Source organism: Legionella fallonii LLAP-10, from assembly GCF_000953135.1.
Lineage (GTDB): Bacteria > Pseudomonadota > Gammaproteobacteria > Legionellales > Legionellaceae > Legionella > Legionella fallonii.
The window spans coordinates 223,505-238,710 of the sequence record NZ_LN614827.1; the positions used below are offsets into that span (position 1 = coordinate 223,505).

The window sequence follows — 15,206 nt, forward strand, 5'->3', positions numbered from 1 at the left end:
TTTTATAGCGCAATGTTTTCAAAATTTTACTTTTTGTGTATTTTTTGCAATAATCACTCTGTTTTTCAACTATTCGGGTTTGAAACAGGGTGGAAAAGATAATAAAAATATAGGAATAATGATCTACCTTTAGGTTTTTCAGTCCGTACTTTGGAGCCGTCTCTATGCCTTGAGAACAAGCTGCGAGGCGTTGTTCGGGGATGGATTTAATATCTAAAAAACAGTTTAGGGAAATATGACACCAGTTATTAGACACTTACAATCTAATTTTTTGAATCTGTCTTTGTTTGCAGAGCAGCAGCCACAGCATTGGTCTTTTGATAAGAGTATCAAACAGCTAGGGCCAGAGCTTTATACTAAGCTGGTTGCCATGCACCCTGTCGTCAATATGGAATATAGTATCTTATGCAGTCAAATACAACATAACCTTTCCTTCCCTGAGCGCGTTAAAAAAGAACATCTCATTGAGCAGTTGACCGCTGCTTTAATGATAGCTGAACTGTTAGAGCAACTGCATCACCATTATTTAGCTGTTCCCCGCGAAGTAGCTCGTTTACGTCGACACCAAGCAATATATCGTTCCATGTTAACAGAACTGGCTGGTTATTCTTTTTCAACAGAAAGTCCCAATACTGAAAACGTTGACGTGGGTTTATCTCTTTCCCAGCTTGTTCGGGAGAATACTGCGCTGGCCAATTGGTTCCGGCTGCTTTTGACACGTAGTAAACGGCTATTCAATTTATTGGAATTGGTGGGAACTGGATCGGAAGCATACAGTCGTTTTGTGGCGATGCTTGATCAATACACCAACCCTTTTTTCGCTTATCTAGCCTGGTGCTTTTTCCTTCCTCGCTTTGTAACCAATATGTTCTTATTGCTCAAGCATACCATACCAGGATTTTGGATGGAGGAAAAAGAAAAATCCCTTGATTGGTGCACTCGTTTTGTAGCGCAAATACAACGTCGTTGGTTTGAGTTAGGTAATGATGTGGTATGGATTACGGTCGGTCTGTTAAATTGCTTCTTGTTTATCGGTCCCTTAGCTCCTGTGTCTATTTATCTTACCGTCGCGGCATTTGCTTTTGATATCGCGAATACTAGTTTTAGAGCTTATATTGAATTGAACCGCTTATTTGAGTTGCAGGAGTACTATACTGCGCTGTGGGGAAAAGAAGAAAACGAAGAGAGTCGGCAAGCAATCAAAGAGTATCAAAACTATATTACCCATAGAATACAATTTGAGCAATTACGTTTATGGCTTTCTGTGGCTAATGCAGTTGCTGTATTTTTATCCATGAGCCTTGCTCTTCCCTTTTTGGTTTCTAGCCCGGTTATTCCTTTTATTGGTGCCGCGTTCTTAATTGCTGTTTGGGTGGCCAGTTATACACTAACGCAAATGCTGGAGCAGCATAGGCCTAATGACATAGTCGAGAAGCCTGCTAACGTCAGTAAGTTGGGCTTTTTTGCTCAAAAAGAGAAAGTACCTTCTTCCATGCTTGTCGATAAAGAGCCAACCCCTGAATTGGAAGATACATCTCCTTCAGCGATATGTTCTCCTTGTTGCTGAGTTTAACTTATTGATTAGGTTCTTTTCTTATCAATGAACGCGCTTGAAACCTAGGCGTTCAATTACCCCCACTACAGTAGCGTTTGGAAAGAGGTCTATTGAATGCTATGCTTCTAATTACCATAATTTTAGAAGGTATAACATGTCTGCAATCGTTGGATTACCCCAGTTTAGCCATATTGATGTAGATGGATTTAAAACTCATCTTGATGCCATGCTAAAAGGTCATCTAGAGCAAATTAAAACCTTGCTAGAAACCAATCGCCATTACACTTGGGATAATTTAATGTATCCCTTGGATGATTTATCTGATGAACTAGAGCGCTTTTGGTCTCCATTATCTCATCTACATTCGGTGATGAACTCACCAGCCTTACGCGAATGTTACCAAGGATGTTTACCTTTACTATCAGAGTATGAATCGGCCGTAGGGCAAAATCAGAAGTTATATGAAGCGATTAAATCCATAGATACGTCGCACTTAGATGCCGCACAACAAAAAATTATTGCGGACAGTCTTCTGGATTTTGAATTATCAGGAGTTGCTTTATCCAAGGAAGATAAAAAACGCTTTGAGGCCATACAAACACGTTTAGATGAATTATCTAACCAATTTCAAAATAATGTTCTTGATGCAACTCAAGCCTTTACCTTACAGATTACTGATCCGGCACGTTTGGCTGGCTTACCAGAGCACGCATTAAATACGGCTAAAGAATTGGCAACTGAAAAAGGTCTAGAGGGACATGTATTGACGTTAGAATATCCCTGTTATCAAGCAGTAATGGCTTATGGAGAAGACAGGAGTTTGCGGGAAGAAATCTATCAAGCTTATGTCACTAGAGCTTCGGAGCAGGGACCTAATGCAGGACAATTCGATAATACAGCTTTGATTGACGAAATACTGGCTCTGCGTCATGAACAGGCCAAGCTTCTAGGGTTTCATAATTATGCTGAGCTGTCATTGGCTACTAAAATGGCAGAGTCTTCCAATCAAGTGATTAACTTTATGGAGGATTTGGTCAAAAAAGCTGGCGAACAAGCGAAAGAAGAATTTAAACAATTACAGCAGTTTGCGGCAGAGAGATTCCAGTTAGATAAGGTACAGCCTTGGGATGTAGGTTATTTATCGGAAAAAAGAAGGCAAGATCTCTATACTTTATCACAAGAAGAACTACGTCCTTATTTTCCTCATCCTAAAGTAATGCAAGGTTTGTTTGATATCGTTAAAAAGCTATACGGTATGACGATTCAAGAAATTGATGGTGTTGATGTTTGGCATAAAGACGTGCAATGTTTTTGTGTTGTTGATCAACACAACCAAGTTCGTGGTTATGTTTATACTGATTTATATGCAAGACCCAATAAACGTGGTGGCGCATGGATGGATTCTTTGCAAAGTAGAAGAAAATTAGAAGATGGTCATGTGCAATTACCCATAGCGACCTTAAGCTGTAATTTTGCTAAAGCATCAGCCAATAAACCCGCAATGCTGTCTCATGATGAAGTGATTACTTTATTCCATGAGTTTGGCCATTGTTTGCACCATATCTTAACGCAAGTGGATTATATGGGCGGCTCTGGTATTAACGGAGTTGAGTGGGATGCAGTGGAATTACCCAGTCAGTTTTTTGAAAATTGGTGCTGGGTGCAAGAGGCTCTCACCATGCTGACCTCTCATGTCGACACCGGTGAAATGCTTCCGGAGACCATATTCGAACGCTTAATGGCCGCGAAGAACTTTCAATCTGCCATGGCTATGCTAAGGCAAATAGAGTTTGCATTATTTGATTTTCTGATCCATAAGGATTTCGATGCAGAAAGAAAAGCGCTGGTTTCTGATACTTTAGCTAAAGTTCGTACTAAAACTAATGTGATCCCCATTGCTCCTTACAACCGCTTCCAACACAGTTTCAGCCATATCTTTGGTGGAGGCTATGCGGCAGGCTATTACAGTTACAGCTGGGCCGAGGTCTTATCTAGTGATGCGTTTGCTCGTTTTGAGGAAGAAGGAGTATTTAACCCCAAAACCGGACTTGATTTTCTAAGCCATATTCTAGAAGCCGGTGGCTCCAAGAAAGCGTCTGAGGCTTTTGTTGCCTTTAGAGGACGTCCCGCAACGGTAGATGCGTTATTAAGACATAATGCAATTCAGCAAAGATAATATGAGCAGACGAGTTGCCATCGAAATACCGTGCTTTTTTGCACGATATTTCGATAACGCTCCCCAACATCAACGTGGGGAGTATTCTTTTTTCCCCTCAAATTTCTATATAGATAAGAATTTAATGCAAAGACTGCTAATATAGTCCTATTTTATGTTATACTTAAAGTGTACAAATCGGGGGGCGACCTGGCTTCGACGTGGGTTGCAAAACCGGAAGTGCATGCCGAGAATGAGAACTCTCGTAAATCAGACTCACTAAATATAAATGCAAACGAAGAAAACTTCGATGGCGTAGCTAATCTTGAAGGAGTAGCGCAAGCTGCTTAATCTTTTTTAGTTAAACCATAACGTGTACTGGCTTTAACCCCAGTGCCCCGTTGACCGAGCTCGCTTATCGGTATCGAATCAACGGTCATAGAAGATAAGCTAGTGTCCTAATCTATCCCGGGTTACGATGCGAAACTCAGGGAGTAGCTGTGTACCATCCTGCCTGTCGGAGAGTCCACAGTTAAATCAAATGACAAGGCTACGCATGTAGAGCTGAAGGCAGAGGATTTGCGGACGCGGGTTCGATTCCCGCCGCCTCCACCATATTAACTTCCTAAGACATCCAAAAACATCCTACAAGCCTTGATATAAAGGCTTATCTCGTCTAATCTTTGTCTTATAAGATTCAATAAAAGCCCCCAAAATCCTACTCTAAAGTGGGGCCTATTTAGGGGCTTTATATGATACTAGAAAGATGAGGCCCCCATGACCCTAACTGTCGTAGAAATAAAGAATGCTAAGCCTAAAGAAAAGCCCTATAAAATGGCGGATGAGAAAGGCTTATACCTATTGATTAATCCTAACGGTTCAAAGCTGTGGAAATTTAAGTATCGTTTTGCTGGTGTTGAGAAAAAGCTCTCCTTTGGTGCTTTTCCTGATGTCTCGCTGTCTGCTGCAAGAGATGCACGAGATGAAGCGCGTCGACAATTAACCAATACCATTGATCCTGGGATACTCAAAAATTCCATTAAGCGTTCTAAGAAAATGGCAGAGGAAAATAGCTTTGAAGCAGTTGCGAGAGAATGGCATGCCAAATTTACCCCACAATGGAGCAAAAATCACGGTGAACGTATTTTAATCCGTTTCGAGCAAAATATTTTCCCGTGGCTTGGTAAACGTCCCATTAATGAAGTTACGGCACCAGAAATTCTCTCTGCTCTTCGTAGGATTGAAAATCGAGGCGCAGTTGAGACGGCCCACCGAGTATCACAAATTTGTGGGCAAGTATTTCGCTATGCTATTGTTATCGGCAAAGCAGAGCGCAACCCTGCTGCTGATCTACGAGGAGCCTTAGCACCTGTAAAACAAAAACACCATGCCAGCATTATTGATCCTGTCGAAATTGGAAAGTTACTCTCAGCTACTCACGATTATCGCGGCAGCTATACTACCAAATGTGCTTTGCAATTAGCCCCTTTATTCTTCGTAAGGCCAGGAGAGCTTCGCCGCGCTGAATGGGTGGAGTTTGACCTGGAAAAAGCAGAATGGCGCATCCCTGCTGAAAAAATGAAGATGAAAGAGCAACATATAGTCCCACTTTCCACGCAATCCATTGAGATTCTCAAAGAATTACACGCGTACACTGGTTCAGGGAAATACGTATTTCCTAGCTTACGATCCTCTGATCGCCCAATGAGTGAAAACACCGTACTGGCAGCACTTAGACGTTTAGGCTACAATTCTGATGAAATGACTGGGCATGGGTTCAGAAGCATGGCCTCTACCTTGCTTAATGAACACGGTTGGAACCGAGATGCTATTGAGCGGCAATTGGCACATGCGGAACGTAATAACATACGCGCAGCGTATAATTATGCGGAATATCTTCCCGAACGACGAAAGATGATGCAGTGGTGGGCGGATTATCTGCATAGCTTGATGAATAATTAGTGTTTTTTATTGAGATTCAGCCTCTTGGAGTGGAGGTAATCTGTTAATTATTTCCATGCTTTCAACACTGACTCTCACAATTCGTTTTAGCAAATCAAAAATATACTGTGGATCATTAGACCATCGGTTGGGGTCATTAGTGATACTACTGTCTTTATCCATAACAATTTGGTACCGCTCCATGATCCACTCAATAGCAGATTTTCCATTAACCACATAATCATAAGCATTAAGAGGAATATCTCTAAAAGTAAATAGGTCATTAAATACAATGGTTGTTTTATCTGGCTTCCCATCTTTTTTACCAAAAACCATTTTGCTGACGAAAAAATTGGTATTACTCGCAATTTTCTTATCCTCAATTAGAGGATAGGGAGCTATGCTCTCATAATTTAAATGTAGTTTACCTAATTGACGTCCTGCATCACAGAAAGCACGAAAATCCTTGGCAAGAGGGATACGAGCTAGCATTTTTTTGAGATTTGTAGAAAAACGTTGTTTATATTCTGGAGAATGCAGTATTCCATAAACGTACCAAAAAATATCTTCTTTACAAATGAGGCTATCTTGGTAATGGCCCCGGAATTTTTGTAAAGCCCAATCAGAAATTGCATCATGGCGTATATAGCCATCAAAGTATGCTAACGAGTCGGATTTGATATTAGAATTTTCTTCAACTTTTTCATACCAATAAAGGGGAAAGCATTGTCCTGTATCATGCATATGGTAGTTCGGGACAACATCACATATTAAACTGGAAAATTCTTTAGAAGCTCCGATCCCTGTCGTCATGATAACAAAATTGCGATGCTTTCTTGTTGGAAATATCTTAGGCATTTGGTAAACCATTTCATTTAGTCGACGATTAAAATACATCCACTGTGTAAAGAAAGGACGGTACATGCTTTGCACCATTGATTCAGATTCAAAAATATATTCCTTATTTTGTTTTGCATCTTTCTTTAATGCGCGCGACCAGCTAATTTTCTTGGAATCAGTATCTATAATATCCTCAATACTCATCTGCTGTCCCAAGTTGTTAGAGCTCATATTGAAATATTTAACTCTATCTGCATTATAAGCATCGATCATGCGTTGAATATTAGATTCAACAGTATTTTTATTGGTGTTATATATCCATGCATCACGAGCACTTAAAACACCTTGAGAATAGATATTGAAAATAGATTTTGTATTAACATCATTTTTATTTCCCAAGGCAATAAAACGCTCAAATATTGGATTCCTTTGATTAATCCAGTCGCCACTTTGATTTGGAGTAATTTTCTGCCACTCGATATTTTCAATGCTTCTTACTTTTTCAATAATATCGAATTTTTCTTGCCTATTTAGGTAATCGCCTATGTCATGATAATATAATTCACAAGGGCCTGAATGAGATGTATCTTTAACCATAATCGTAATGGCTACGGGAGTGCGTGAGCCTTCTCCAAAAATTCCACCACCTTCTTTGCGGCGTTCTTCACCTTGCGTTCGTGCGTTCCCTCTTAGATTAAATATGTACAGATGGCTAAATTCTTCGGTTAGGCTTTTGCGTAATCCATCCATGTTGTTAGCATCAATAAATGAACCATTAGTAACAAAAGCGATGATACCGTTATCTGAAATTCGATCAGATGCCCAGCGAATTGCACGAATATAAGAATCATAAAGATTTTTTAGTAGTTTGGCCTTCGATTTTGCTGCGTATGTTTTTGCAATCCTATTGTTAAGATCTGGATAGTTAATATTTTTGTTATTATCGTTTTCGCTTCCCTGTTGTGCTGAATAAGGTGGATTTCCAAGGATTACTTTGATGGGTTGATTTATTTGGCGTTCAGCTCGTTTATTATTTTCTGGAAGTACAATTTTATCTGCAGCGTGTTTTTCATTCATTTGAAATGTATCGACTAAAACCATACCATTAAATGCTTCATATTTGCCTGTAGCCGCATGGAAGGCTGTTTCAATATTTATGGTGGCAATGTAATAGGCGAGTAATATGATCTCATTAGCATGTAATTCGGTTGAATATTTATAAGGCAAGTTTTTATTATCAATTAAGCCAGACTGAATTAATCGGACTAAAAATGTTCCTGTGCCACAAAATGGATCGAGAATTTGTACTTGTTTATCGCTGATGTTGCAATCAAAATGTTTCTTTAAAGTCGCTTGTACACTGTGAAGAATAAAATCAACAACAGGTACAGGAGTGTAAACTATCCCTAATCTTTCTGACATACGTGGGAATGCATTTTGGAAGAAAGTGTCATATAGGTTGCGAACAACGTCTTGTTTTGATTTGTCGCTCTTTGCATAGCTAATTCGCTCTCTGACATTGGCATAAAACTGTTCCAAACTTTCGGTTTCAGAGCTTAAAGAAGCCGTTTCAAGCTTCTTCACAATGGATTCTAGAGCTTTAGCAACAACGTTATTTTCTGGAAAAGCCTCTCCTTCAAATAAAGCCTTAAATACTGGTAGCGTTAATATATGCTGTGCCAGCATTTCTATAGCATCTTCTTTGGCAATCGATGGATTCAATGTATCCTGAAGACCTTTATGAAAAACAGTAAAGGCTTGGGAAAGATCTGAAGAATTTTTGATTAGGTCATTTATGCGAAGGATTAATCGTTGCGCCGTTTGTCCAATACTTTTAGCCCATTCGCTCCAATATTCTCGATCCCCTAGTTTTTGAGGAATCGCTGCATACACTGCGTCGTTAATTGCGTCTAATGGCAGATCTGGGAAGTTAAGAGGAAATTGCGAGTCATCATTTTCATGATCACTGTGTTTGCTATTATCGCTAATCACTTTGATCTTTTGACGAAATTGAGCTTCATCAACTAAAGATTCGTCGTGTGCCCTCAATGCCTTAATGACTTTCCATATGCTTTTAAATTGAGGATCATGCTCAATATACTCGTTGTAATCATTAACGCTTTTGGAGGGGATACATATTGGTAAAATAATATAGCCATATTTTTTTCCATCCGTCTTACGCATCACACGTCCAACCGATTGAACGATATCAACAATAGACTCCCTTGTATCAAAAAACACGACGGCATCAAGGGCTGGCACATCAATACCTTCTGATAAACAACGCGCATTGGAGAGTATACGGCATTCATCCGATTCTTCTTTTAGCCAATCTAACTCCTGTTTTCGGGTTTGTGAGTTCATGCTTCCATCAATATGTCTTACGGCACATGGAACCATTTTTAAGTGTTGGTTATTTGGTAATTGATGATATCTTTCCAATAAGGCTGAAAAAATTTCGACTTTTTGCTTAGAGTCTTTGATTGATCGTGAAAAGGCTATGGCTCGCCTCATGGGTAAAATATCTTCGGTAAGCTCTTGGGCTTCCTGCTCATTGATAGTCACTAAGCCATCTTTTGAAAGTCCTTTCCAGCATCCGATGATTTTAGTGGCAAAATTTACATCAATAGCTTTCTTTTCATCGAACTTATATGCATTAAAACTATTTGTGAGATTGGCCATCTCACTTTCTTTTACAGCAACAATTAAGACTTTGTAATCGGTAAGCAAATTATGCTCAACTGCTTTACCAAAGCCTAATCGATACAGCTCTTTACCAAAAAGCGCTTCATCATCCATCGAAGCTAATGATGCGTTTGCTTCATTGGCTCTAGTTTTTGAGCTGCCGCAGTAAATTCGAGGGGTTGCTGTCATATAGATACGCTTTTTACCACGTATAATGTCATTGTCATGCACTTTAACAAAGTCAGAGCGATCTTTGTCTAGCATGGTTAATCCTGTTGTACGATGTGCTTCGTCACAAATAATCAGATCAAATTCGCCTAAATCCAGTTTTTGAGCATCTGCGATGACTTGAATGGATTGATAAGTTGAAAAAATTACTGTGGGTCTATCTTGAGGTCGCATCTTAGATGCTTGTACAAGCTTCTCAGGGTTTGTCGTGGCAGGATAGGCCAAATCATGAAGTGGAATATCCTCTTCTTCTTTCCCAACTTTAGTGTCAGAACAAACTACAAAGGCATGAATGGGTTTGATAGCTTCCGCTGTCCATTCGCGTAATGATTGAGATACAAGTGATATTGACGGGGCTAGAAATAATACTCGCCCAGCAGTTGGCAGCATTTGTTCCATTAAACGTAAAGAAGTAAATGTCTTACCCGTGCCACAGGCCATCACAAGTTTGCCTCGGTCATAATCTTTAAGAGCATAAAGTGCTTTTGAAATAGCTTCATCTTGATGTTCTAGTAAGGTTTTTTTAGGTTTAAGATGAAGATCTTTTATTTTTGATAGTTCAAATTTTTCCCAAGCAATAGGACTTTTTTCTAAGTCCTTAAACCATATTCTTGCAACAGGAATCGATTGATCTTTTAGAGCTTCCTCCGCATTTTTACTCCATTTATCAGTTGTTGAAATAATAACTCGCTGACCAAAACCATGACGCTTGCCATCACGTGTTCGAAAATGTTTTCCAGAGGCTGTAAAGAATGAATCAATATCGGATTTTTGTAGTGAATGGTGAGGGTCAAAAAACTTGCACTGAATGGCCCAATATTCGCCTGTTCCTTTTTCACAAGCAACTAAATCAATGCCTACATCTGTACCATCCCGATCTGGCCAGTCTGACCATAGCCAAACATCCTCTAATCGATCCGCATACTGTGGATCCGTCATTAAATATTTAGCCATTAATCTTTCAAATTGCGTGCCTTTATCACGATTGTTACGTGAAGATTTAGAAAAATCTACTAATAGGTCATTAATAGTAGTCATCTATCTCATCCCCTTTAGTTTGGGGGAAAGTAGTACTCAGTAAAGGGCAGTGAATAACTGTCCTTAGAAGCGACTATAGATACTGCCTATCCCTGTGCAGATTAGTAGTATCTATTTAGTGTAGAATAATCTTCAATAAATGCTAATTTTTGTAATTTATTGAATTTGCAAACTCCTCATGGCTTAACCATAATGATCTTATCTGGAAAAATTTATCACAGAGTGTATTATGGAATATGATACTGGAGATAAAGAAACGTTGATCAAGGCCATACGATCGGAAGTCGAGGTCTTTGGTGCGAGTTTTTTTAGGAGGAATTACGCTCGTTTTTTCTCTGATGATGAATTACACAAAAAATCCGTTCAACAGCTTCGAGAAGTACATTCTCAACTTCAAAAAGATGCTTGGGGTTTTCTGAATAAGTGTACGGACGACCATAAAGAAGATTTAGCTAATTGGCTCGATCAGTCAGAGAATGATGCAGATTACCTTTACTGGTGTAGAGTTCCGATTTGGAGCATTTGGGAATCTGCTTTGCTTCTACTAGGCAAAGATCCTGAAAAGGTTGGTCAATTTAAGCTGGAAGAATACCAAAGACGCTTTCCTTTAGATGCTTTTACCGTCAAATTTAAAAGATTAATTTCTTTGCTTTCACGGTATATGTGGTGTGGAGAGCTAAAAAATCAGATTCCTCCCAGCGCTTTATTAACATGGGCAGAACAATTGCAACTTGAAGATATTCCGATTGGATTAAAAGAAACTTTACTTAGTCTTGGGAAACATGTTGATTGGAAAATACAATACGAGCAATTAAATAAGCAATATAATGAAGCGGTTAAGCTTCTCACAGAGAAAGATCAGCAGATTGAAACATTATCTAATCTTGAAAGTAATCAACAACAATTAGGGCGTAAGACCTTGTTAAAAATGATTTTAGGCATGGCTATGCATAAATATGCGTATGATCCGGCAGCGAAACAAAATGCAGCGACTGGTAGCAAAAAAAATAGTATTCACGCAGGCTTAGCTCTATCAGGGATCAGCGTTACTGATGAGACTATTAAGGCCTATTTAGATGAGGCCAAAGATATTGTTTTGGATATAAAAAATTAGCTGATTTTAATCAAATGAACCGAATCGCTTAAGTTAAAAACCGAATTCGGCCGCAGGTTATTCAAATTTTTTTATTCTCGTAACTGTGTTCAATGAAATCCCAGGAGGATTTAACATGGTTACAAACATCTTACGACTACATGCAGTAAAAGAACGTACGGGGCTATCTCGAAGTACCATCTATCTACGTGTCTCAAAAGGTTGTTTTCCTCGTCCTATTTCTTTAGGCGGAAGAGCTGTTGGTTGGATCGAAGCTGAAGTTAATGAGTGGTTACAGCAACACATTGAAGAAAGCCGACAGTCAGACAATGGGGAGGGCATATAATGACTACTCTATTGACAAATTTCACGTTTGACTCGTTAAAAAGCGATAAAAGCGATAAAAGCGATAAAAGCGATAAAAGCGATAAAAGCGATAAAAGCGATAAAAGCGATAAAAGCGATAAAAGCGATAAAAGCGATAAAAGCGATAAAAGCGATAAAAGCGATAAAAGCGCTAAAAGCGCCAAAAGCGCCAAAATAAGTAACAATGATTTTTTGCAAGCAATTTTTGGCGATCCATCAAATTATAATGAATATCCTATGATTGTTAGTTTTAAAGGCAACCCAGCTGGTAAGCAAAATTGGTCTGCAAAGCCATGGAATAAGCCTTCTGAATTGGCATTATCTTGTGAGGCGAACAATTATTTTAGTTTGGCTCGTTTTAAGCCAAATGAAAATGATGAATATAGGCGTAAAAAAGCACAATTTCATGAGTTAGGTGCAGTGATGCTAGATGATGTTGGCAGTAAAGTGGCGACTGATCGCATCATTTTAGAGCCAAGCTGGATTTTAGAAACTTCTCTTAATAATTTTCAAGTGGGTTACATATTGGCAGATCCAATTAATGACTACAAAGTTGCTGATCAGCTTATAAATGCCATTGTTAAGGCTGGATTATCTGATCCTGGCGCCAATGGTCTAACCGCTCGATTAGCTAGGCTTCCTGTGGCTGTGAATGGAAAACATAATCTTTCATTTCATTGCCAATTGCGCTTTTGGATGCCTGATAATCGATATACATGTCAGGATTTGATCGAGGCTTTTCAGTTGAAACTGATTAATAAAACAGAAATAACACACCACGACACTCCAACTAAAGGTACTAGAGAAGTAGATAGCGAACAAATATGGATTCCGCGTCCTAAAGAAAATCTGGTGCTTGTCACATTAAAGGCGCGGGCTCTATACAAGTCACCATTGGGTGAAGGAAAGCATGATATTACCTGCCCATGGGTTAATGAACATACTGCTAAAATCGATGGGGGCTGTGCTTACTTTGAGCCTGATTATAATTACCCTATTGGTGGTTTTAAATGCATGCACGGTCATTGTAGTGATAGGCACATTAGTGACTTATTACGGCTTCTTGATGTAGATGTGCAATTGGCGCGTATGAAGCCCGTGATCCGCATAGTGAAAGGAGAAATTGAACGCATTGTTGATATTGCAGAGCAAGAGTTAGCGACTACACTTCAATATTATCAAAGAGGAGGAATTATTGTTTCTTTCTATACAGACAGCAACACTAATCAAACACGAGTACAAGAGGTCTCTAAGTCTGCTCTGGTACGTGCTCTTTCTGGAGTTGCGACATGGGAACAATTTGATAAACGTTCTGAAAAATACGTACGTATAGATCCTCCGGAACGCTATGTAGTTATTCTTTTTGATTCAAATAGTTATCGCCATTTATTTGTGCTTAATGGTTTGACATATCAGCCATATCTCCGTTCAGATGGCAGTTTAATGCAGGAAGCTGATTATGATAGGGATACGGGAATGTTTGGGGTGTTTGATAGTCGGCAGTTTTCAATACTAGATAAACCGGCACTTGAGGATGCACAATCAGCATTGGCATTGTTAAGCGAACTTTTGAAAGAATTTTGCTTTGCTACAGAGGAAGATAAAGCTGCCGCTCTCTCGGCTATTTTAACTGCTGCGATTCGCCCAAGTCTGGCCAATGCGCCTATGATGCATGTACGTGCCCATACTGTTGGCTCAGGAAAATCATATCTTTGTGCGTTAATTACAGCATTTGCAACGCCTCAACAAGGAACACCAACGTCTTTTCCTTCAGATGATGAGGAATGTAGAAAATTGTTATTGGCAGCACTCTTGCGTTCACCTGCTGTCATTGAGTTTGATAATCTCACTAGTGATATTTTACCGCATAAGAGTTTATGTACCGTATTGACCTCTGAGTTTTTTGAGGGACGAATATTGGGACGGTCTAAAACAGCAACGGTAAGTACTAGAACACTTTTCTTATCTAGTGGTAATAATGTTACGCCAATCAAAGACATGGCAAGGCGTTGCATCAGTATCAATCTTAATCCTGAAGTTGAAATTCCGGCAGCAAGAATATTTAAGCGCCCAAACTTGATTCAAGAGGTACTTGAGGAACGAGGGCACTATGTATCTGCTGCAATTACTATTATTCGCGCTTGGATTGTCGCAGGAAAACCAAAAGCTAAATGCAATTCTTTTGCGGGCTTTGATGATTGGTCTGACCTTTGCCGTCATTCATTGCTATGGCTTGGCTGCGCAGATCCAGCGGCTTCAATATTTGAGGCGATAAAGGAGGATCCCGATCGAGAGCTACTAGGAAGACTTTTAATCGCTTGGCAGGCTATCTTTGCTAATGTACCTACAATGGTGAGAGATGCAGTAAATAAATCAATAACTGATGAAAATAATGAACTTAACGAAATACTGCATGATATTGCTGATGAACGTGGTCAGATTAATCGACGTCGATTAGGGAGATGGATCCAGCGACATGAAGGGCAAATTGTTGATGGTTTTCGCTTTGCTCGATATCGTAGTAATAGCTCTGCAGAAAAATGGTATGTTGAAGCGGTTTCATAGGTTTTATCAGTTTTTGATGTTTCATATGGAAAAATTGTCATCACTAAAAAAGCCATATGAAACGCGTCAAAAATAAATAATTTCCCAATTGATTTCGTAAAAAGTTAGGAGTAGAAAATGGGTGGTTATGGCAGCGGGCAAAATCAGCATTATCGTTCAAAATCAACAACTAATGGTTACAGATGTATTGACATCAGGCGATGGAATCGAGAGAAACTGTTGCAGGGGAAAAATTCATTCAATCGGCTATGGTTATATGATGGAAAAGTGACGTTTTCTATTCAGGTTGAAGTGGTCTCTAATCTTGATTCACTGATTCTACGTTGGCAGAATGCAAACCAAGAAGAGGAGCCACAATGTATCAAATATGTTGTTGGTCTTACATGGCTTGACTGTCATTTTGGTGGTCAACGTCCCTGGTTTATATGTCCTTTAAAAACATGTGGTCGGCGCGTCGCTATTTTATATGGTGGTCCCGTTTTCATGTGTCGTCATTGTCTTAAGTTGGTTTATCAAAGCCAACGCGAAACGATTATTGATAGAGCATTCAGAGGTGCACGAAAAATACATAAAAAATTCAACTGGACTGATAGTCTTTTGGATTGCTTAGAAGATAAACCGAAAGGAATGCATTGGCGAACATTTATAAAATTATGTGAAAAATATGAAGCTTATCAACGTATTCTTTTAGCAGAGGAGCAGAGGATTATTCATCTTAAATAAGTTTTTATGAGGTTCAT

Annotated in this window: 9 protein-coding genes and 1 other RNA gene; 8 read left to right on the forward strand and 2 right to left on the reverse strand. The window is 39.2% G+C overall.

The window, feature by feature from the left end; genetic code table 11:
* The first annotated feature begins 235 nt into the window (after window positions 1–235).
* From LFA_RS00880 to LFA_RS00890, 4 genes are all read left to right on the forward strand, one after another.
* Window positions 236–1,567 (forward strand): hypothetical protein, encoded by a 1,332-nt coding sequence (locus LFA_RS00880; protein ID WP_045094519.1) that lies wholly within the window; start codon window positions 236–238, stop codon window positions 1,565–1,567.
* Window positions 1,568–1,709: 142 nt separating this feature from the next.
* Complete coding sequence (locus tag LFA_RS00885) at window positions 1,710–3,731, forward strand: M3 family metallopeptidase (protein WP_045094520.1); 2,022 nt, start codon at window positions 1,710–1,712, stop codon at window positions 3,729–3,731.
* Between the two features lie 180 nt (window positions 3,732–3,911).
* Window positions 3,912–4,325: a transfer-messenger RNA gene (ssrA, locus tag LFA_RS19140) on the forward strand.
* A gap of 162 nt (window positions 4,326–4,487) precedes the next feature.
* Window positions 4,488–5,672 (forward strand): tyrosine-type recombinase/integrase, encoded by a 1,185-nt coding sequence (locus tag LFA_RS00890; protein ID WP_045094521.1) that lies wholly within the window; start codon window positions 4,488–4,490, stop codon window positions 5,670–5,672.
* A gap of 6 nt (window positions 5,673–5,678) precedes the next feature.
* Here LFA_RS00890 and LFA_RS00895 read toward each other — a convergent pair whose 3' ends face one another.
* Entirely contained in the window at window positions 5,679–10,442 is a 4,764-nt protein-coding gene (locus LFA_RS00895) for a DEAD/DEAH box helicase (RefSeq protein ID WP_045094522.1), read from the reverse strand.
* 229 nt (window positions 10,443–10,671) lie between these two features.
* Here LFA_RS00895 and LFA_RS00900 point away from each other — a divergent pair, with 229 nt between their 5' ends.
* Window positions 10,672–11,556 carry a hypothetical protein gene (locus tag LFA_RS00900; protein WP_045094523.1) on the forward strand — a complete coding sequence of 295 codons (885 nt, stop codon included), beginning with the start codon at window positions 10,672–10,674 and terminating at the stop codon, window positions 11,554–11,556.
* Between the two features lie 115 nt (window positions 11,557–11,671).
* On the forward strand, window positions 11,672–11,881 hold the full coding sequence (locus LFA_RS00905) for a helix-turn-helix transcriptional regulator (RefSeq protein WP_045094524.1): 210 nt from the start codon (window positions 11,672–11,674) through the stop codon (window positions 11,879–11,881).
* Between the two features lie 35 nt (window positions 11,882–11,916).
* On the opposite strand, the gene LFA_RS19670 is transcribed toward LFA_RS00905, so the two are convergent.
* A complete protein-coding gene (locus tag LFA_RS19670) occupies window positions 11,917–12,099 on the reverse strand; it encodes a hypothetical protein (protein ID WP_157010238.1) in 183 nt (60 codons plus the stop codon).
* Window positions 12,100–12,138: 39 nt separating this feature from the next.
* On the opposite strand from LFA_RS19670, the gene LFA_RS00910 reads away from it, so the two are divergent.
* Window positions 12,139–14,466 carry a hypothetical protein gene (locus tag LFA_RS00910; protein ID WP_197541196.1) on the forward strand — a complete coding sequence of 776 codons (2,328 nt, stop codon included), beginning with the start codon at window positions 12,139–12,141 and terminating at the stop codon, window positions 14,464–14,466.
* 117 nt (window positions 14,467–14,583) lie between these two features.
* Window positions 14,584–15,189, forward strand: a complete 606-nt coding sequence (locus LFA_RS00915) for a hypothetical protein (RefSeq protein WP_045094525.1) — start codon at window positions 14,584–14,586, stop codon at window positions 15,187–15,189.
* The last annotated feature ends 17 nt before the right edge of the window (window positions 15,190–15,206 follow it).

Excerpts from the sequence above, each read along its gene's own strand:
- LFA_RS00895 (WP_045094522.1), bottom strand. The coding sequence starts at position 10,442 with ATGACTACTATTAATGACCTATTAGTAGATTTTTCTAAATCTTCACGT.
- LFA_RS00885 (WP_045094520.1), top strand. The coding sequence starts at position 1,710 with ATGTCTGCAATCGTTGGATTACCCCAGTTTAGCCATATTGATGTAGAT.
- LFA_RS00890 (WP_045094521.1), top strand. The coding sequence starts at position 4,488 with ATGACCCTAACTGTCGTAGAAATAAAGAATGCTAAGCCTAAAGAAAAG.
- LFA_RS00905 (WP_045094524.1), top strand. The coding sequence starts at position 11,672 with ATGGTTACAAACATCTTACGACTACATGCAGTAAAAGAACGTACGGGG.
- LFA_RS00900 (WP_045094523.1), top strand. The coding sequence starts at position 10,672 with ATGGAATATGATACTGGAGATAAAGAAACGTTGATCAAGGCCATACGA.
- LFA_RS00880 (WP_045094519.1), top strand. The coding sequence starts at position 236 with ATGACACCAGTTATTAGACACTTACAATCTAATTTTTTGAATCTGTCT.
- LFA_RS00910 (WP_197541196.1), top strand. The coding sequence starts at position 12,139 with ATGATTGTTAGTTTTAAAGGCAACCCAGCTGGTAAGCAAAATTGGTCT.
- LFA_RS00915 (WP_045094525.1), top strand. The coding sequence starts at position 14,584 with ATGGGTGGTTATGGCAGCGGGCAAAATCAGCATTATCGTTCAAAATCA.